Raw genomic sequence first — 18,998 nt, 5'->3', positions numbered from 1 at the left:
TGGGTTACTTCCCTGTAATAAATTTCCTGATCGTGAAGGCAATCAAAATCTCCGCTGACGCAAACGTCTCTCTGGTGAGTTTTTTTTTACTACTAGTTTGCCTTGACTGTGTAGTATGTGCTAAGGCTCGTGTACATTTGCGTTTCTTTTAACTGTCCTTTTTTGTAGATTTCAATTTTTGTAGTAGTTGCTGATTTTTTATCGATATACCTTATTTTCGTCAATTGTTTTTTGCTGTCAAAATGTTCGGTTTTACTATTTCTGCCATCTTCCTGATAATGTGTTGTTTCTAAAACGCCATTTTTTTTATAATTATAATTTTTTGAATTGTAAAAATTGCCTCGTTCATAAGTTATACCTTCATAAGTGTATTTAGCTGTATACATTCCTTCCGTTATCAACTGCTTTTTATCGTTGTAAATTAGATAATATACACCGTCTTTGGGATTTATCAATTCATACAGTACTGCTGCTTTGGGTTTGCTGCAAGGACGATGAATCATGGTTTCGATTTTTCTGAAAAAAGCTGTATCATTTTGCGAAACCCATAAGGTATCTGTTTTGGACTGAGTGTTTTTGTAATCAATCTTTGAAATAATAACATTTTCATTTATGGCATCGCCATTGGTTCTGGTGCGGTTAATTAAACTGCAGCAGGTTATAATAAACACACTTACTATTGTAATAGTACTCATAAATTACATGATTTACTTTGTCAACTCTTGTATTGCTAGCGCTCGTCCCGCTCGTAAACGTAAACAAAAAAGCGTTTGCGGCTTTATACAGATATACATCTTAAAAAGTTTTAACCGTCCTATCGATAAATTTATATTGCACAAACGTTTTTTTTCTTCAAATATATGATTTATAAGAAAATTACGGAATAAAAAAGCAGAAGTATTTGTTTTAAGAAATACTTCTGTTTTGTTGAACCGCGTTGCAAACGCTATGATTTATTTTTTTTGTTTAGGTAGGCACTTCGTTGAAAACGAGCACAGATACAATGGCAAACGAGGACGAGTGGGGGACATTTACGCTGCTTTTCATAAGGAACTCTATACGCTACCGCCCTTTCGTGTGGCTTTTGAAACCCAATTTTCTCGCTTGCTACTAATTAATTCGGGATATAATTAAAAGTAATAATTTTATATATTTACAGAATAATCTTATTTTTTTAATGAGTAGAAATTACAAATTTCATAATCCTGAAGGATTGTATTTTATCAGTTTTGCTGTAGTTGGCTGGTTAGATGTTTTTACCCGAAATGAATACAAAGATTTGTTTATAGACAGTATTCTTTATTGTCAAAAAAACAAAGGATTAGAAATTCATGCCTGGTGCATTATGAGTAATCATGTACATTTGGTTTTCAGGAGTATACAGGGGCAAAAACCTGAACTATTAGTGGGTGACTTAAAAAGGTTTACTAGTAATTCAATAGTAAAAAGTATTCAGGAAAATCCGAAAGAAAGTCGGAAAGAATTTCTGTTGGATTTTTTCAGAAAAGAAGCCGAGAAGAGTTCCAATGTAAAACATTATCAATTTTGGCGTCATGATAACAAACCAATAGAGTTGTGGAGCAATAAAGTGATTCAGCAGAAAATAGACTATGTTCATAATAATCCAGTAGAAACTGGCTTAGTATATAAACCTGAAAACTATGTATACAGTAGTGCTATTGATTATTCAGGACAGCAAGGTCTTATTGATAATATAGTTTTATTTAGAATGTTTGAAATATGAGAAATCCTGGTTTCAAAAGCCACACGAAAGGATTCGTGCGGAAGCGGTGATTTATTGGTCTCAGATATAGTTTAACAACTATGTACTTTAGTGTATTTTACTTTAGCTTCTAAAGAATATTAGCCACAAATTACACAAATTAATTAGTAATTCGTGTAATTTGTGGCTAATAGTGTCTACAACCTTGCAGGCTTTCAGTCTGCCAATCAAATCTATGGACTTTCAGTCCATAGCGGTTTGGCTTTCCATAAAACTTTTTTGATTCCTCGCTGTTTCTGAAGAAGATGAATCCTGCAGGCTTGTTGATTATTTTCCGTAGATGATTTTTCCGTATTTTCCGGCATAGAAATCGTTGTATGCCTGTGTGATTTCGTGCTGAGTGTTCATCACAAATGGTCCTGTGGCTACAATTGGTTCGTTATAATATTCACCTCCAAAGAACAGCAGTTCTATTGCTGTTTGTGAGGTGTTTTTAATTTCAATTACTCCTGCTGATCTGTCAAATTCCACAAATTCACCTGCCTGAAATTCGCTATCATTCAGGATTACATTTTGAGTGGGAAGAAATGCAGCTATTTCAATTTTCTCAGCAAAAGGAATTGTAAATTGTTTGTTCGCTTCAATCCTGATGTGATACAAAAACTGTTCGGTATAATTTGGAATTTTAGAATCCAGCTCTTCATAACTACCTGCAATTACTTTGAGCCAGCCACTATTATCTGTTAAAATTTTCGTTGGAACTTCATTTGCCTGAATACCCAAATATTCGGGTTTCTCCGCTTTTATTTCTGAAGGCAGGTTTATCCAGAATTGAAAGCCGTGCATATATGGATTATCCGTTTGGGAATCCGGATTCATCGTCTCATCATGAATGATGCCGTTACCGGCTTTCATCCATTGAATTCCTCCCGAACGAACCATCGCATGATTACCGGCACTGTCAAAGTGTTCACCCTCGCCATTCAGCACATAAGTAAGCGTAGCTATGCCCCTGTGTGGATGTGCCCCCGTTCCCGCTTTCATTTCTTTGGTGTGTTGTAACGGACCCATGTGGTCGAGAAATACAAAGGGGCCCACCGAATTGGTATACCGATTGGGTAATATCCGGTGAATTGTGATTTCGCCAATATCGGCCCTATTACCTTTTCCGGAAAAACTGATTTTCTTTTTCATTTTAAACGATTATTTTAAGATACATGTGATTGTAATCTTTGCTTCTTCGCCCACCATAAAAGTCCCTGTGTTTTTACCAAGTTTGTAATCCTGTCTTTTTATGGTGAATACTCCTGTAAATTGTTTTCTGGTTACATTAAGTGGGATTTCTATGTCATTTGACACACCGTGTAAAGTTAATTTTCCTTTGGCTATATATCCTTGGTTTGACTTGATAACCTGTGTTGATTTAAAACAAATGGAAGAATACTTTTCGACATCAAAAAAATCTTCAGTTCGCAGATGATTATCTCTTTTCTTGTTTCCTGTATTTACAGAGGAAGCATCAATACACACATCAAAAGTCGATGTGTTGAGGCTGTTTGGGTCGAAGCTCACAGTTCCTTTCATTCCATTAAATGTACCTTTCACTGTATTGATTTTCATATTGCTGATTTCAAAAGCAACAACTGATTTTTCTGTATTTATGTTTTGTGCCATTAGCGAGGTAATGGCAAAACAGAGGCATATAGCAATTAAAATTATATTTTTCATAGACTTTTTTAAGAATTACACAGTTGGCTTTACCATTGGTAAATACTTTTCACGATTTTCAAAAATCACCCAAATGTTGATGAGGAACAAGAACAGCCCTATTCCTATACCCGCAACATCATGTGTGAGATGATGAACAACAATGCCAACAATCACCGGGAAAATGGCAATAGCTCCCAATGCCCTGGTTTTTGGAATGGCAAATAAAACCCCTCCGGCTATTTCGGCAATAGCAACCAATGGTATCAACCATTTAATTGTCATAAGTGCGCCAAATACAGCCATCATTTCCTCCGAGGGCTCAGGCATGGGCATGTAATTGAAAAATTTGTTGAGTCCTGAATTGACCATCATCAGACCAAAAAGGATACTTAGAACTAAAATGATTTTGTTTTTCTTCATGTCTTTGTATTTTAATTGAAAATTTAAATTAATGATGCAAAGTTGTGAAAAGGCCAATATAGAAAACGATGACAAATGATAAAAAAAAACGATGACAAATGTCAACGTAAAATAGATGAGGGAATGATTATTCCTTCATTGATTTGTTACGAACCCGGCTCATCAGTTGGAATATGTGTAACTTCGTGTAATTTTCTAATCATTTCAAGAGATAGTTTTCTTTTACGATTTAGAATTTTGCTTGCGCGACTTTTTAGGCCTATAATGTTTGCCAAATCATTTTGATTATAGCCCATTTGTTCCATTCTGAATTTTATTGCTTCTATTGGGTACTTTATGTTTTTGTGTTGACGAGAAGACTTTGTGGAGCCTGGGTTATTCTTGACGTCTGCTAATTCATAATTTGCTTTTCGTCCGCCTTCGTTTGTTTTGTCGTAAAATACCTTTCTCTACTAAGTCTTTTATATCTCTTAAAGCTGTGTCGGTTGAGATTTTAGTAATTTTAGCCCATTTTGATGTTTGTAGCTTTCCTTCAAAACCATCAAAAAGATAAGCACAGACCCAAAACTTTACTATTTATTTGCCGCCCATAAAATACCTCTAACCAACAAATCAGTAAATGCAGAATCTTTAAACGTGTCATCCGAATGGCCGAAAGTTGTGCCAAATACACGGGCTTTTCCGTATTGATTAGTCCAGATTACAGGGTATGTTTTACCGTTAACCTCACTCACGGAAGTAGCCAAAATCTTTGTTTTGGGGCCTGTTTTTTCTACAATGTATAATTCATCCATGGGACTGGTCCAATTATCTGGAAATTTATTCATGATAGGGTGTTTGCCTTCCACTTTTTTTACGGTGTATAAACTTTGATGATCATGCGTATAACTACTTACGCCAAGAAACTCTCGCCAATCATCCGTTTTTGCCGAACGGTAAGTGTGCATGGCGCAATGAATAACCACTGCCGGAACTCCCGCAAAATGCGCTTGGGTAATCTTTTTTATATACTCCGAATCCTGGGTATCGGCAAAACATTCATTATGTATTACCACATCGTACCCTTTTGCCCAATTGCTGTCATTGAATAAAGGAAGGATAGCGTTAGTACCGGTTCCTCCCTCGTTTATAACAGTCCAATCGGCTTTTTTATATTTTGCTAAAGCATCCTTTAATGCTTGAGCTTGAAACGTATAATTATGGCAGCATCCGCCAGTAATCAGCAACACGCGAAGCTGCTTTTCCTTGGCCAAACCATTGGCAGAATGGCTGTTTAATACAAATAATAGTAGAAATAAACTATAAAAAAAATGTCCGAATTTTAAATGTTTTCCAATAAATGCAGCCGGGTTAAACCTGTTGTGTATTTCCATGTCTTTTGTATTTTTTAGTTAAAGCCTGATAAAATTCTTAAAATTCCTTAAACATACGCAATTTTATGTAAAACAATTGTTCTTGCCCGTAAAGTTCCGTAGGAACGATTTATTTTGCACCCGAGCCTTTACTTTGGATTAGTTTAAAAAGAGTAAATTTCTTTTAATTTAGCATTTTTACCTGCATTACGCTTATACATTTAAGGCATCGTACTTTTACTCATTTAATCTTCATTCTGTTGTTTCTCAAAGTAAAGTTCCGGTAAAATAATTTTCACCTCGTGTTCTGCTCCTTCTTTTAACCAGTAAACAATGAAGTTTACTTTAACATCTATCAATTTATAATTCTTTTCTTTTAAGCTCTCAATTTGTCTCAAATAGTGCTGTGAAAATTTCAAAACTGATTGTCCTTCTGAGTTCAAACATTCATCACCGTTCAAAGTCAAGACATTCCCGCTCATGAGTTGAGAAATTAAATGTTGTCTGTTTACGAAGTAGTCAAGCCAAACATCTTTGTAGGCTAAATGGATTACCAGCTCTTTTGGTGGTAAGTAAATTTCACTATCCTCAATCCGTTCTAAATTTTCTGCTGAAAGATTATCAAGAAAATTTGAGTTAAGATGCACTGTCAAATTCTGTTTTGCTCTTGTCATGGCAACATATAACTGTCTCTTGGCTTCGTCTGTTGCAGAATTGAAATTTTCAAGCATCAGGAAAACATTGTCAAACTCTTTACCTTTTGCCTTATGAATGGTTGAAACGAAAATTGTTTCACCATTCTCGTTGAAAAAGTCTTCAAGTTTGGATTCGCGAATGAAGACTTCCAAATCAGATTTGTATTTCTTCTTTGGATTGGTCGCCTCAAAATCCTTAATGATATTCATGCATACTTCCAACTTTGTGCTGTTTCGAAACTTGTTTATCAATTCCCGTTTAGCATTTGCCCAAACATCATCACTGATTATGAAAACATCATCAGCCAAATCCAGTTGATTCAAAAAAAACCTGACTTCCAAAAGATTATACAAACTAAAACCGTCATTTGTCTGAATCAACTTCGCTTGCATTTCATTTTTTAAAAGCAGCCCTGTGATTTGGAGTGCTTCTTCATTAGTCTTTGTAAGCACACATGTAGTTCCAGTAAGCCCTGTTGTAAGAATGTCACTAACAAGCGGTGTAATGAGATTGCCACTTTGATACCGCACCAATTTTATTTTTCCGTTGTCGGGTTGTTTGGCAATAATTGGAATGTCTTTTAAACGGTGATGGATTCTTTTTACATACTGATTTGTGAATTCTACAAGATTGCTTTTGCTTCTGTAATTCTCGACTAATTCATGCTTGGCTGCTTTGTTTACCTGAATAAACTGGTCAAGATATTTTGAGTTTGCTCCTCTGAACTCATAAATATTCTGGTCGTCATCACCAACTGCAATTACTCGCATTTCTTCGTTCTGTTCCATCAAGGCATTTATAAGGTTGAACTCATCTTCGTCCATGTCCTGTGCTTCGTCAATCACCAAAACGGTTTTTGTGATTCGACTTGGTTCAACTTCCCGACTCTTGATTTTATCAATCGTCTTTTTCAAAATCTCGTCTGACTTTTCCAAGCTACCAACCTTTCCCAATAAGTCAAAGCAATAGGAATGAAATGTTTTTATTTCAATATAATTTGCAGCATTGCCAATCAGTTTTAGTAAACGCTTTTTGAATTCTGTTGCTGCCGCTCTTGAAAAAGTCACCATAAGCAACTGCTCGTGTTTTACATCTTCCATCAAAAGCAATGAAGCAAGTTTGTGAACCAACACTCTTGTCTTTCCGCTTCCAGGCCCGGCAGCTACAACAATGTGTCTCGTCTCATTGTCATTTATGATTTTCAATTGTGTTGGCGAAAGTTCTCCGAAAAGCTGCCTGAACTTGGCAGGTGTTAAGTTGCGTTTGATTTCATTCTGACGGCTGCCTTTGAAATATTTATTGAGAAACGACTGATAATTGAGTTGGAAATAATCTTCTACAAACTGTAAAGCATCTTTGTAGTCGCTTATCATTTTCTTAGCATACTCCCCAACAATATGGATTTGCTGAACCTTGTTCTCGTAAAACTGATTCAGTTTTTGATAATCTTCAACTTTATAGCGTTTTTTGGTGTCTTGCTCAACTCGTTCAATGGTAAGTCGGTTATAAACAACAAGAAAACCACCTTCAATTTTGATTGCCCCAATCTTTGAAAGATAAAAGAGTGTATCCTCAATATCATCGATGCCAGTATCAAGTTTGAAAAGGCTTTGATGGTTTTCATAAGCGGTTTTTAATTCGTGAACTGAGAACTCAACTAATACTTCTTCTTTTTCAACTTCAGTTACATTCAAATTACTTTTCTCATGAAGAAATTCTACAATGAATTTTGCCAACTCGTGCCGCTTCTCCAATTTCTCTTTCAATATTTCTTTCGATTGGAGGCAAAGCACCACAAAATGATTCTTAGAATATTCTAAGTTCTGCCGCCTAATCCAATTCTTGATTGCCCAAAAATTAATAAGTGTTTTAATCTTATTTGGAGATACATCATCACAACCTTTTTGTTCGGCTTCCTCATTCAACTCTTTGATGTGAAATATTTTTTCCTGTTCCTCAAAAACTGGCAAAAGAACATTTTCAATCTTACCGAATGATTCAACAATATTAAGAGAACGATTTTTGTGTTCACCTTTCTTGATGAAGGCGGTCAAATCTTTTGCATCAGCCAAAATCTTTTCCTCGCGAAGAAGATTGACAATATTTATCACTTCTTCTTTTACAATTCCCAGATGATCGCTGATATAATCAATTCTCGATTCAGCAGGCTCTTCGTTTGTTTGCTTTCTGCTTTTGCTTGAAAAAAGTTTCTTGATGATTCGGATTCCTTTTTCTTTTTGCTTTTCCTCAAACCTTTCCGAAGCGTTGATTTTGTCAATGGCTTCTTGTGCATTTTTTGACAGGATACTGTTGGCGAAAATTCTCGGCATATTTTGCCCTCGCTTCAAATAACCTGCATCTTCTAAGGCTGCAATAGCTGTCGTAACTCTGGTTTCAATCTCAACTACGTTATCGTCCCAACCTGCTTTTCGCGCAATTTCTAAGGCGGAGTTTGAAACTTTTGACCGGAATCTGGTAATATCTTTTATTGCTTTCCAAATCTGCTGTATCTCTTTGATGGAAAGTTTAGTTTGGTTCAATAGAATGAAATGTTTGCTGAGGTCTTCTTCGTTGAACAACACGAAGCAGTCAGCAACAATATTTTCATCTCTGCCGGCTCTTCCTGCTTCCTGAATGTAGTTTTCAAGTGAATCGGAAATTTCATAGTGAATCACCATGCCAACGTCCTTTTTGTCAACTCCCATTCCGAAAGCTGAAGTCGCTACCATAATTTGGGTTTCACCGTTGATAAAGGCATCTTGATTTTCAGACTTTTCTTGCTTGTCCATCTTTCCATGGTATGGTTTAGCATTAAAACCATCCTTGGTTAATCGTTCTGCAAGGAGATAAGCTTTTCTCGTTCTTGAAACATAAATGATAGTTGGACAATGCTTATCCTCAATCAAATCTCTTGCTGCCTGATATTTTTCTTCCTCGTCACCCTTTTCAAAAACTTTGTATTGAAGATTTGTCCTTGATGCTTTGGAAGTATAGAGTTCAAGGTCAAGAGAAAGCTTTTCTTTGAAATACTCGCGAATATCTTCAATCACTTTCTGCTTTGCAGTTGCGGTAAAACATGAAACAGGAATTCCATCCTCAAGATTTTTCTTCTCCTGAAGTTGTTTAATGAAATCACCAATGTATAGGTAATCAACTCTAAAATCCTGACCCCATGAAGAAAAACAGTGTGCCTCATCAATAACAAAACGGACAATCTTTCTACCTAAAATCAATCGCTCAATTGTCTTTGAACGAAGTGATTCAGGTGAGATGTAAAGAATAGTTGCTGAACCATCTTCTACTCGTTCAAAGGATTTGGCTCTTTCAATCGGGTCAAGCAAACCATTTATAGTTACAGCTTCTGTAATTCCTATTTTTTCAAGATTATCAACTTGGTCTTTCATAAGAGACTGCAAAGGAGAAATCACAACCGTCAAGCCCTTGGTTGCTTCACCACTCATTAATGCAGGAACTTGAAAAGTGATTGATTTTCCGCCACCAGTCGGAAATACTGCAAGTATCGATTTGTTGTCAATTGCTGCCTTAACCGCTCTTTCTTGGAGTGGCTCGCCTCCGTAAGTTCTAAAGGAATCAAAGCCAAAACACCTTTTCAAACCTTTATAACTGTCTAAGGCATTGTTGCAATACTCACAACCACTAACACACGGCTGGTTGCGCAAGCGAAACATGATTCTTTCAACTTCCGGATAATTTTTCAGTACCCAAGGTGGTGTGATTGAGTTAATTTTTTTGTGCTCAATGAAGGAGTTTACAAGTGATAAACAGTAGGCAAGTTCAATTGGGTTTTCTGAAATTATTTTGGGAAGGTCAACTTGTTTACAAATTTCATTTTCAAATTTTTGGTGAATCAGTTTTTCCAGGTCAGTATTTTCACTTGTATATGATATAAAACGGAAAAAGGAGTGGAATTCCTTTTTGTCATTCAGTAGCAAAAAGAAAATTTGTTTAAGTGTTTCATCAGATTGTTTGAACGCTGCAATTTCATCATTAAACAAGTCTTTTGTTTTGATGGAATCATTCAAAGGATTGTTTGTGTCTTCTGATTGTAGCTTGTCATCTTTTAATAAGGCATGATAAGGCTTGGTCGGAAAAAGCAACGGAGAAAGAAACAACGTATCAATAATGTTTGAAGAATTTATTTCAGCATCAGTGAGTGCTTTACCGATATACTTTATGTCGTGATTGAAAATGTTGTGTCCGCAAATAAATTGCGTTCCGTTCAAAAACTGGATGAAGTCAGCAACCGAAGTTTTGTGAAAGGAACTTCCATCACCCTTGACACTCCCAATGTCAAGAATCTTTTGGCTCTTTGGCTCAATCTCGGTATCAATGAATGCAATTGACTTCACGCTCAGTTATTCAGATTTTATTTGTTGTCATTTTTGATGTTTCCATTGCCTTTTTTGTATTTGCCTAACGTTTGGCAACTAAGAAGCTGCGGCGATCGGAGATGAATATTCTCTGTTACCGTAGACGAAGTTATGAAAAATACTGGTTCTATTCACTGAAAGCCAGCAGTTTTGATTAGATGCGGTTATAGCAAGGCCATTATCTTTTCAGCCATTTCTTCCAGTCTTCAGTGACTTTGTCCCATAATTCTCTGGAAATTTTCCGTTTTTGTCATGGTAAGTAAAGTCTTTTCCTAAATCGTTTACGTTACATATGAGTGGAATTGACGGTTTGCTAATAATTACAATATGATATTCATTGGTAAACGTATCAGCATTAAAAGGAAATACGTTGTAAGGACCTGATTCATCAATTTTGATTAAGGGTTGAGGCAAACTTCCCTGACAAAAAAGGAATAACGGTTTGGCGATATTTTCCTCTCCGATTTTCGATTTAATTAAATGTCGACATTTTCATTATTAAATACGATTTGAAAATGTCTGTAACCGTAATTTTCTGCTTCGCGTTGTGCAAGGGCAGAAATAGATAAAAAAATAAAAAAGATTTTCGAAGCAAACTTCATATTAAATAATTTTATCGGAGTATTTATGTGTAGTGTTTCCAATAACGTTTCGCTGGTAGGCGACGTTGCGGAAATATAGTATTCAAAGTTATTCTCTTTTTACTTTCATAGGTGATATTTCTCGTTTTCCTGGAATGCCTTTTTATTTTCGTACTCACTAATTTATACAATTATTTTCTTGGCTTTCATACTATAAAATACTAAACTAAATTGATATCAATCTTATATAATTTCAATTTAATTTTTAATAAAAATTTGAAATCCAATTAATTAACTTTTGTTAAAGAAAGGTTTAACATGGTATGTTTTCGCTGGCTGTTTGAAATAACTAATTTTAGATAAATCAAATTAATAACGTTTTAAATACTTAAAATTATGGAAAAGAATATAGCCATATTAGCCACAGACGGTTTTGAAGAAACAGAATTATCATCGCCTAAAGCCTATCTGGAAGAGCAAGGCTGGAATGCAGATATCATCAGTTTGAAATCGGGAACTATCAAATCCTGGAAAGACGGTAATTGGAGCAAGGAATATAATGTTGATGTAGTATTAGATCAGGCAAATGAAGCAGATTACGATGCTTTGGTTCTTCCAGGAGGAGTTATAAATCCTGATTTATTGAGAAGAGAAGAGGCTGCAGTAAATTTTGTACGTTCCTTTTTTAAAAGTAAAAAACCAGTAGCGGCTATTTGTCATGGCCCTCAAATTCTGGTAGATGCTGATGTTTTGGAAGGTCGAAAAGTAACTTCATTCTTCTCTGTTAAAAACGATTTGAAAAATGCCGGAGCACAGTGGGAAGACTCAGAAGTAGTCGTAGACAATGGATTGGTGACCAGCCGAAACCCTAATGATTTGCCCGCTTTTAATAAAAAAATGGTGGAAGAAATTAAAGAAGGAAAACACGAGCGTCAGACAGTGTAAAAGATGTTTTTTAATTAGATTTATCAAGTTACAAAAAATGCAAGATCAATTTTGGTCTTGCATTTTTTGTAATTGCCAGTTTAATTACTCATAATTACATAACTATATAAAATCATTCATTTGTTTTGATGCAATAATCTAAACTTTCAATCACGATATCTCTATAAGTCTGCCTTGTAAAAACATCAATCCAGTCTACGACTGTAGCAGTTATAAAATGTGGTAAAGTTTGGTCACGAATTACGTATCCTTCTTTCATTTTTAAGTTTTTTTATAAATATAATGTATTTGTGTTTATTGCCGTTTAAAACGTTTTGTAAAAAAGTCGGGAGACTTTGAGAGATTTAGAATTATAATAGCATTAAAAAAATTGCGCAAAGTCAGAGACATTTGCGCAGCTTTTCATAAGTAACTCTTCGGAGAGCGGGGCATTTGAAGACAAGTTCTATTCAATTTCATTTATATTTCTTACTGTTACATTCGGCATTTTCTCGAATATATCCTGCATATATTTTCTATGATTAGCGCCAGCAACAACAACCACTTTTTTCGTGCCCAAAGCTCTGGCTCGATTTAAAACATTCTCACACATTCCTTTATTTCTCATTAACCACCAATGTATTTGGGATAATATTTCTTCTTTGGGAAAGTTTTTTATCTCATACATTTCTGGAAAATAAAAATCTCCTGAGGCAAAAATGGCAGATGCTTCATCGGTGTTAAACCATTCCGTTATAGTTTTTGAATTTTTTTCAACGCTGGCATTTTTTTCAAACCCTTTATCTCTTTGAGTTAGTATTACTTTTAACTCATTTGCATAAGAGGCAAGGGTATCTTTTTTGAAAGGTTCAAATTTGTTATAGAATGCCAAAGCAGATGCAGACCAATTCAAATCAAAATCTTGACAATCCATAGGAAGCAATTCCTGAATTTTCATTTCCTGCATCATTGGAAATGCGATTAGTGCATACTCAGAAGTTTTGAGTCTTTTCATACTTCGCCCTGTAACATCTAATTGTGGACTAAGTAATTTATTGACATAGTTTTCAAGTTCAATATTAGGTGTTTTCTGTAGATGGCTGAAAACTTGCCAAAATTGATAATGACCATTTGAAACATCTTGATTAAGATAATAAGCGTGAGCTAAATCTGCTTTTAACTGATAGTCTTTAGGATTTAGGAATGATAATTTTCTTAGACTATCAATTGTCTTTGGAAGTGCCTCTGTTGTTATAGTTCTATTTTTTCTAAGTATTTCCAGGCGTTTTAAATTGTCCTGTTTACACCAATAATCCATAACAAGCCGCTCATCTTCTTTGCTCAAAAATTCTCCGAAAAAAGCAGTCGGATTAAATTTTCTGATTTTACTATGAATACTTGAAAAATCTTGCTGAGGATAATTACCGTAGTTATGTGAAACACCTATCAGTAATATGTCAACCTTTTGAGCATATACGTTAATCGATATTAAGAGAAATAGAAAAAAAGAATACTTCATATTTTGTCCGTCTTATTTGTTATGGTCATTTGTCAGTTCTTTTGCATTGCCACCAACTTGTATATACCAGCCATAAAATAGCTCCAATTCACCCAATTTGGGTTCGCTTTGTGCCATAAAGCTGCGGGGTGTTTATTTAGCTAATATAGGAAAAACTTTTACAAATTATCAGAAGAATTTTATTTGTGAGATAGAGTAAATCCGATCGCCCAAGCTCCCGCACGAATCCTTTCGTGTGGCTTTTGAAATCTAATTTTCTTGCTTACCTCTCAATTAATTAGTCTGATAATTAAAAAGTAAATAATTCTATATATTTACAGAATAATCTTATTTTTTTTCATAATGAGTAGAAATTACAAATTTCATAATCCTGAAGGATTGTATTTTATAAGTTTTGCAGTAGTTGGCTGGCTGGATGTGTTTACCCGGAATGAATATAAAGATTTGTTTATTGAAAGCATTCTTTATTGTCAAAAAACAAAGGATTAAAAATTCATGCATGGTGTATCATGAGTAATCATGTGCATTTAGTTTTCCGTAGTATAAATGGCCAAAAACCTAAATTATTAGTAGTGACTTAAAAAGGTTTACAAGTAATTCAATAGTAAAAAGCATACAGGAAAATCCGAAAGAGAGTCGAAAAGAATTTCTGTTGGATTTTTTTAGAAAAGAAGCTGAAAAAAGTTCAAATGTAAAACATTACCAATTTTGGCGTTATGATAACAAACCAATAGAATTGTGGAGCAATAAAGTAATTCAGCAAAAAATAGACTATGTTCATAACAATCCAGTAGAAGCTGGCTTAGTATATAAATCTGAAGACTATATATACAGCAGTGCTATTGATTATTCCGGAAAGAAAGGACTTATTGAGGATATAGTTGTATTTAGAATGTTTGAATTATAAGAGATTCTAAAATTACTACTGGTTCTTTAAAGTGTTCTTCTCGTACGCTGCCGCACGAATCCTTTCGTGTGGCTTTTTGTCTTTTTATACTATGAATGTTTGGGTCATAAAGGTCTTATTGATGATATAGTTTAGAATGTTTGAGGTATAAGAAATTCTGTTTTCATAAGCCCACACGAAAGGATTCGTGCGGGAGCGGGGGAGGTTTTGGTAATTCAAAGGTGTTACATTTTAAATTTGCTACTGTTGGTAAAAAAACTGTTTACATTAGATTAATTAAGACTGGTAATATTGAAAGTGAAACAAAAGCTATTACTGTTAATGTTGAAAAAGGAAATAGTGTCAGAATTACGGGACTTAAAATTATTTCTTTTGACGGTATAAATACTGCCTGGGATCCAGAATATCAAATATCGGATCCTAATAATCTAGCAGATGTTCGTTTTTCTTTCAGCAAAAGTATGTCAGTAAATCCTTTTGATGGTAATGGTAATTGGGATGTATGGTATATTAGTTCAACAAAAGAAAATCAAGGAGATCTTACATGGTCATTTCTTACAGAAGATTTATACATAGATCCTAACGGATATATTTCATTTTCTATTTATGATCAGGATCAATCTAATTTAGTTCAGATACTGAATTACTCTGTTAATGTGCCTCATATTTATTTAAGTCCATATATTTCAACAAAGCCTAGTTCAATAAATGTATCTTTTCCAGAGAGTAAAGTAGAATTTATTCTCAATTTGGAATGGTCTAATTAAAGTTAATAAATGTAGTTTAAAACATTCCTTTGTTTTCGATACAATCTAAACTTTCTATAACTATATCTCTATAGGCTTGCCTTGTAATAATATCAATCCAGTCTACGGCTGTAGCAGTTATAAAATGTGGTAAAGTTTGGTCACGAATTACATATCCGATAGCGCAGAATTATATTCTGTGTCCGCACAGTAAAGAAAAATAGTTACCTTTTAATTCTGAAAATAATCAAACAATTTTACAATACTACATCTAAATGATTTTCTAAACCTGCATAATTTTGTATTGAATTATGACATTCGTATTAGACAATTCAACATGCTTTGTTTGCTATTTGTCCTTATTTGAAATTAATAGGTCACAAATATCCACTTCTAAAAACCCGGCAATCTTTTGTAGGTCTTTAAGATGGGGTTGGGATTTATTAATACACCAATTTGAAACAGTATGCTCATTCTTTTCAAGTTGAGCAGCCAGTTCCTTTTGACTTACACCTTTTCGTACCAACACCTCTTTTATTTTGTTAATTTTCTCGTCCATAGTTCAAAAATAGTGAATGCATGTCAGTTATACACTAATGAAAGGATAGATTTCATTAATGAAATAATAAAATGTAAATTTGCTTTGCATTAATGTAATTTTGTTTTACATTTACCTTGTCGTTTAATAACAAAAATATAACTATGAGTACTCAATACACAAAAGCAGATTTAGAAAGGATTGTAATGGTTCAATTGGAAAATTTGAACGCAATACACGATCTCTTAAGCATTATGAAAGTTCAGAATGAATTATTGCATAATGCCAATAAAAAATTGAAGGATGAAACAGCTGATTTTAAGACAAAACAATATCAACATTCAGCAAGAGGTCGTAAATGATAACATTATTTGATTTGCCTTTTGGTTTTTATTTTTTTGCTTATTTTATTATTTACGTTTCTGCCATTCTTTGTGTTCACGAGCGAGACGTCCGATAGCGCAGAATTGTATTCTGTGCCCGCACAGTAAAGAAAAATAGTTACCTTTTAATTCTGAAATATCAAACAATTTAGCAATACTACATCTAAATCATTTTCTAAACCTGCATAATTTTGTATTGAATTATGACATTAGTATTAGACAATTCAACATGCTTTGTTTGCCATACCTTGTGGGCACAGAATACAATTCTGCGCTAACGTTGTGCAGATCTGCGCGATCGGGTTGGTCACGAATTACGTATCCTTCTTTCATTTTAAGTTTTTTATAAATATAATGTATTTGTGTTTATTGCTGTTTAAAAATGTTTTGTAAAAAGTCGGAGACTTTTTAGAGATTTAGGATATAATGACTTAAAAAAATTGCGCAAAGTCAGAGACATTTGCGCAGCTTTTCATGAGAACACTTCGTAGAGCTGGGCGCCGCTTAGTTTTTATGAAACGTCATTAATTTACCATCCTTGTCGATGCGGAATGAATAATAATCACCATCAAAATAAATTCCTCTTTCGCCTTGTCGCTTAAACTCAATTCCTGGTTTAGTATCAAAATGTCGATTAATTTCTTTTTCAGCTATTCCTAGGACAATTTTAATCAAGCTTTTAATATCTTTTAATCTATATTGAAAAACTGTTTTTATTTCAAATCTTTCGCCAATTTTTGTTTCATTAACATGTCTCATGAAAATGTGGACAAATCTTTCAAAATCCCACCAAATCGGAATTTTTCCGCTAGTTAATCTATGAGTTTCAAAATGTATCGCAAATTGAACAAGAATTGAAAGTGCAGCTTTTTGATCGATTCCCATTTTTTTCCATTTTTCGGAACTTTTTTCAAGTTCTTGCTTAATAATTTGAATTTTATCTACCGCATTTTGATCAATTAACTTTTTTAACTCTTCAAGTTCTTCATCGGTTATTGTTCCGTGTTCAAGTTTGCTATTCAAATAATAATAGTTAAGTTCGGGTTTTATTTGGCTAGTTTTAGAATCTCTAAATAAAGCAATTTCTTCAGGCTTAATAATTCTATTTTCATATTTTCTATATAAAATAGCATTATGTTGATTCATTTCTTCTTTAATTAATTTATAGCCGTTTTTAAGACGTTGATTATTTAACCACAACATCATATCATCAGCATCGTCTTCTTTTGTAAACGAAGAATTAATAGTCATTGGTGTTGGTAAATCGCGTAATTCAGTTTTGATGAATTTATTCTCTGCAGGGGCATTAAATCCTAAAATTTCAATTATGTTTGAAGTTTCTAGACCATCAAATTTTAAATACTCTTTGTTTTCATGTGATATTTCTGGAGAGTCGGAAGCAATAAATTTAATTAAACCGTGAGTATGTTCATGATTTGGATTATTGACAATATGCTGGTTTTCAGCACGCTCTTTAGGGGTGTAATAAAATTTTCCCACGATATATGGACCATATTTTTTATGTGAATCCGAATTAAATCGAAATGTCACCGAAACTATTTTGTCAAATTGCCCAGTATTTTTGTAAATATTTTCTTTTGAGTACATAGTTCAATAAATGTGTAGTGGCCGTTAGGGCTGCTTTTTAATTTTAAGAATCATTTATAATTTGGTTAAAACTAATTAATTTTAGTCCTCCAGCTTGCGCTCGCGCCAGCAGAGGGGAACTATGCTTTTATTTATTTAGTATTTAATATTATGATTTCCTCTGGGTTTCTATTGTTTTGTGAGTATGGGTTTCTTCTGATTTTAGATTTTTAGTTCGGCTAACACATTCATTATATTTAGAAATCCAGTTTGATAATATTCTACCGAAAATTAACAAAACACTATCTATATCACTTTGGCACCCTTCATTTCCTTTATAAATGGCAAAAATAATTCCTTCAGGAGGACAACTTTCACATACATTAGGGATTGGCGAACAAACAATTGAATGTACTTCTGAATCAATATTAATTTGTCTGCAAATAAATTTATCAAAATTTAAAACTTCGAGTAATGCTGTTTGAATTTGAAAACCTTCTATTTCAGTTGAATTAATTTCAAATAAAGATTCAGGTAAATAATCATTAATTGATAAATCATCACGGAATAAAAAAGTTTTTTCATTATTTACAGTAAAATCGCGTTCGGATTTTGGGTCTAAAATATCTTTTAAATACACTCCAACAGTAAACTTGGTCTTATCAACTTCTAAAAAATAATTTGGACTTTCAACTAAATCATTTAAAACATTTTTTAGTCCCAAATTTAAATCTTGACGACATAGTAAATTATCAGATGTAGCAAATAAAACTGGACAAGTGTTTGAATTAAGTGATTGTATTGAAAGATCTATATATTCATAAATCTTACTTTTACGATTATATTTTTCTTTTAATTCTTTTAACTCTTCTGTAGCGGTTAAATGATTTAGTATTGAAATAGGAAAATTCTTTTCTTTTGTAAGTCTTCGAAATTCAATGTATATGAATATTGAAATTCCAAAAACAAATATTCCAATATGCTTATAATCGATTATTTGAGGTGTTGAATTAATTTCTTTGATTGAAAGCCCGAAATAACCACCACTTACTAATAGAATAAGTGATTTGACTAAAGCAATAAAGACAGAATCACTTTTTTCATACCTGAAATATTTGTCGAGTTTTGAATAAAGGTCATTCATTTTTAAATATATTTTAGTTTTCTAATTCGATGAAAGAATAGCTACTAACTTGTATACATATGTAACAAACCTTCGACAATCTACCCAAAATTAGATGTAAACACACAGGTTTATTTCGTATTATTCTTTTTCAAATATATTTCTTTTTTCTTATTAATTACTAGGCAAGGCTTATTTACAAAATCTTAGTAGTATTTTTTTAGATTCCCGTGAACGCAATCTTGTCAAAAAAACAAATTCATTTTCGTAAAAATATCAATTTCCCATTTTAAACAACCAAGTACTTATACCTGATTTATTCCTCATAAACCCTAAATCCCTAGCCCTGATCGCAGCGGCATCCTTTTATGGTCTCGTTTTTTTCTAACGAGACCATA

Annotated in this window: 18 protein-coding genes and 1 pseudogene; 7 read left to right on the top strand and 12 right to left on the bottom strand. The window is 33.6% G+C overall.

Translation table 11 applies throughout. From position 1 onward, the window contains the following. Window positions 1-92 precede the first annotated feature (92 nt). Window positions 93-695, bottom strand: a complete 603-nt coding sequence (locus J2W48_RS14350) for a hypothetical protein (RefSeq protein WP_310282323.1) — start codon at window positions 693-695, stop codon at window positions 93-95. Window positions 696-1,177: 482 nt separating this feature from the next. Here J2W48_RS14350 and J2W48_RS14345 point away from each other — a divergent pair, with 482 nt between their 5' ends. Beyond that, window positions 1,178-1,744, top strand: a complete 567-nt coding sequence (locus J2W48_RS14345) for an REP-associated tyrosine transposase (protein ID WP_310282322.1) — start codon at window positions 1,178-1,180, stop codon at window positions 1,742-1,744. Between the two features lie 306 nt (window positions 1,745-2,050). On the opposite strand, the gene J2W48_RS14340 is transcribed toward J2W48_RS14345, so the two are convergent. From J2W48_RS14340 to J2W48_RS14315, 6 genes and pseudogenes are all read right to left on the bottom strand, one after another. Further along, window positions 2,051-2,917 (bottom strand): pirin family protein, encoded by an 867-nt coding sequence (locus J2W48_RS14340; RefSeq protein WP_310282321.1) that lies wholly within the window; start codon window positions 2,915-2,917, stop codon window positions 2,051-2,053. Window positions 2,918-2,926: 9 nt separating this feature from the next. Then, on the bottom strand, window positions 2,927-3,451 hold the full coding sequence (locus J2W48_RS14335) for a YceI family protein (RefSeq protein WP_310282320.1): 525 nt from the start codon (window positions 3,449-3,451) through the stop codon (window positions 2,927-2,929). Window positions 3,452-3,466: 15 nt separating this feature from the next. Continuing rightward, window positions 3,467-3,853, bottom strand: coding sequence for a DoxX family membrane protein (locus J2W48_RS14330; protein ID WP_310282319.1), 387 nt, complete (start codon window positions 3,851-3,853; stop codon window positions 3,467-3,469). A 146-nt stretch (window positions 3,854-3,999) separates the two neighbouring features. Then, window positions 4,000-4,182, bottom strand: a pseudogene (locus J2W48_RS14325) (helix-turn-helix domain-containing protein); the annotation flags it as partial. Window positions 4,183-4,425: 243 nt separating this feature from the next. Then, a complete protein-coding gene (locus J2W48_RS14320) occupies window positions 4,426-5,226 on the bottom strand; it encodes a ThuA domain-containing protein (RefSeq protein WP_310282318.1) in 801 nt (266 codons plus the stop codon). Between the two features lie 224 nt (window positions 5,227-5,450). Then, entirely contained in the window at window positions 5,451-10,271 is a 4,821-nt protein-coding gene (locus J2W48_RS14315; protein WP_310282317.1) for a RecQ family ATP-dependent DNA helicase, read from the bottom strand. Window positions 10,272-11,269: 998 nt separating this feature from the next. On the opposite strand from J2W48_RS14315, the gene J2W48_RS14310 reads away from it, so the two are divergent. After that, window positions 11,270-11,818, top strand: coding sequence for a type 1 glutamine amidotransferase domain-containing protein (locus J2W48_RS14310; protein ID WP_310282316.1), 549 nt, complete (start codon window positions 11,270-11,272; stop codon window positions 11,816-11,818). Between the two features lie 112 nt (window positions 11,819-11,930). Here the strand turns inward: J2W48_RS14310 and J2W48_RS14305 are convergent, their stop codons facing one another. Both J2W48_RS14305 and J2W48_RS14300 read right to left on the bottom strand, forming a co-directional pair. After that, the gene (locus J2W48_RS14305) at window positions 11,931-12,077 is read right to left on the bottom strand and encodes a hypothetical protein (RefSeq protein WP_310282315.1); all 147 of its coding nucleotides are present in this window, start codon (window positions 12,075-12,077) and stop codon (window positions 11,931-11,933) included. A 186-nt stretch (window positions 12,078-12,263) separates the two neighbouring features. Further along, window positions 12,264-13,316: a DUF5694 domain-containing protein gene (locus J2W48_RS14300; RefSeq protein WP_310282314.1), complete on the bottom strand. Its 1,053-nt coding sequence runs from the start codon at window positions 13,314-13,316 to the stop codon at window positions 12,264-12,266. Window positions 13,317-13,658: 342 nt separating this feature from the next. Here J2W48_RS14300 and J2W48_RS14295 point away from each other — a divergent pair, with 342 nt between their 5' ends. From J2W48_RS14295 to J2W48_RS14280, 4 genes are all read left to right on the top strand, one after another. Next, window positions 13,659-13,805, top strand: coding sequence for a hypothetical protein (locus J2W48_RS14295; RefSeq protein ID WP_310282360.1), 147 nt, complete (start codon window positions 13,659-13,661; stop codon window positions 13,803-13,805). A gap of 20 nt (window positions 13,806-13,825) precedes the next feature. Then, complete coding sequence (locus J2W48_RS14290) at window positions 13,826-13,897, top strand: hypothetical protein (protein ID WP_310282359.1); 72 nt, start codon at window positions 13,826-13,828, stop codon at window positions 13,895-13,897. A 71-nt stretch (window positions 13,898-13,968) separates the two neighbouring features. After that, on the top strand, window positions 13,969-14,223 hold the full coding sequence (locus J2W48_RS14285; protein ID WP_310282313.1) for a hypothetical protein: 255 nt from the start codon (window positions 13,969-13,971) through the stop codon (window positions 14,221-14,223). Between the two features lie 221 nt (window positions 14,224-14,444). After that, a complete protein-coding gene (locus J2W48_RS14280; protein ID WP_310282312.1) occupies window positions 14,445-14,990 on the top strand; it encodes a hypothetical protein in 546 nt (181 codons plus the stop codon). A gap of 328 nt (window positions 14,991-15,318) precedes the next feature. Here the strand turns inward: J2W48_RS14280 and J2W48_RS14275 are convergent, their stop codons facing one another. Next, window positions 15,319-15,528 carry a helix-turn-helix transcriptional regulator gene (locus J2W48_RS14275; protein WP_310282311.1) on the bottom strand — a complete coding sequence of 70 codons (210 nt, stop codon included), beginning with the start codon at window positions 15,526-15,528 and terminating at the stop codon, window positions 15,319-15,321. A 143-nt stretch (window positions 15,529-15,671) separates the two neighbouring features. Between J2W48_RS14275 and J2W48_RS14270 the strand changes: the two genes are divergently transcribed. Beyond that, window positions 15,672-15,869 carry a hypothetical protein gene (locus J2W48_RS14270; protein WP_310282310.1) on the top strand — a complete coding sequence of 66 codons (198 nt, stop codon included), beginning with the start codon at window positions 15,672-15,674 and terminating at the stop codon, window positions 15,867-15,869. A 525-nt stretch (window positions 15,870-16,394) separates the two neighbouring features. Here the strand turns inward: J2W48_RS14270 and J2W48_RS14265 are convergent. Together J2W48_RS14265 and J2W48_RS14260 are read right to left on the bottom strand one after the other, a co-directional pair. Next, on the bottom strand, window positions 16,395-17,498 hold the full coding sequence (locus J2W48_RS14265) for a hypothetical protein (protein WP_310282309.1): 1,104 nt from the start codon (window positions 17,496-17,498) through the stop codon (window positions 16,395-16,397). A gap of 148 nt (window positions 17,499-17,646) precedes the next feature. Then, the gene (locus J2W48_RS14260; protein WP_310282308.1) at window positions 17,647-18,621 is read right to left on the bottom strand and encodes a hypothetical protein; all 975 of its coding nucleotides are present in this window, start codon (window positions 18,619-18,621) and stop codon (window positions 17,647-17,649) included. Window positions 18,622-18,998 lie beyond the last annotated feature (377 nt).

Source organism: Flavobacterium piscis (genome assembly GCF_031457575.1).
Taxonomy (GTDB): domain Bacteria; phylum Bacteroidota; class Bacteroidia; order Flavobacteriales; family Flavobacteriaceae; genus Flavobacterium; species Flavobacterium piscis_A.
Note: the sequence above shows the minus strand (reverse complement) of the source record. Positions and strands in the feature narration are given on the sequence as shown.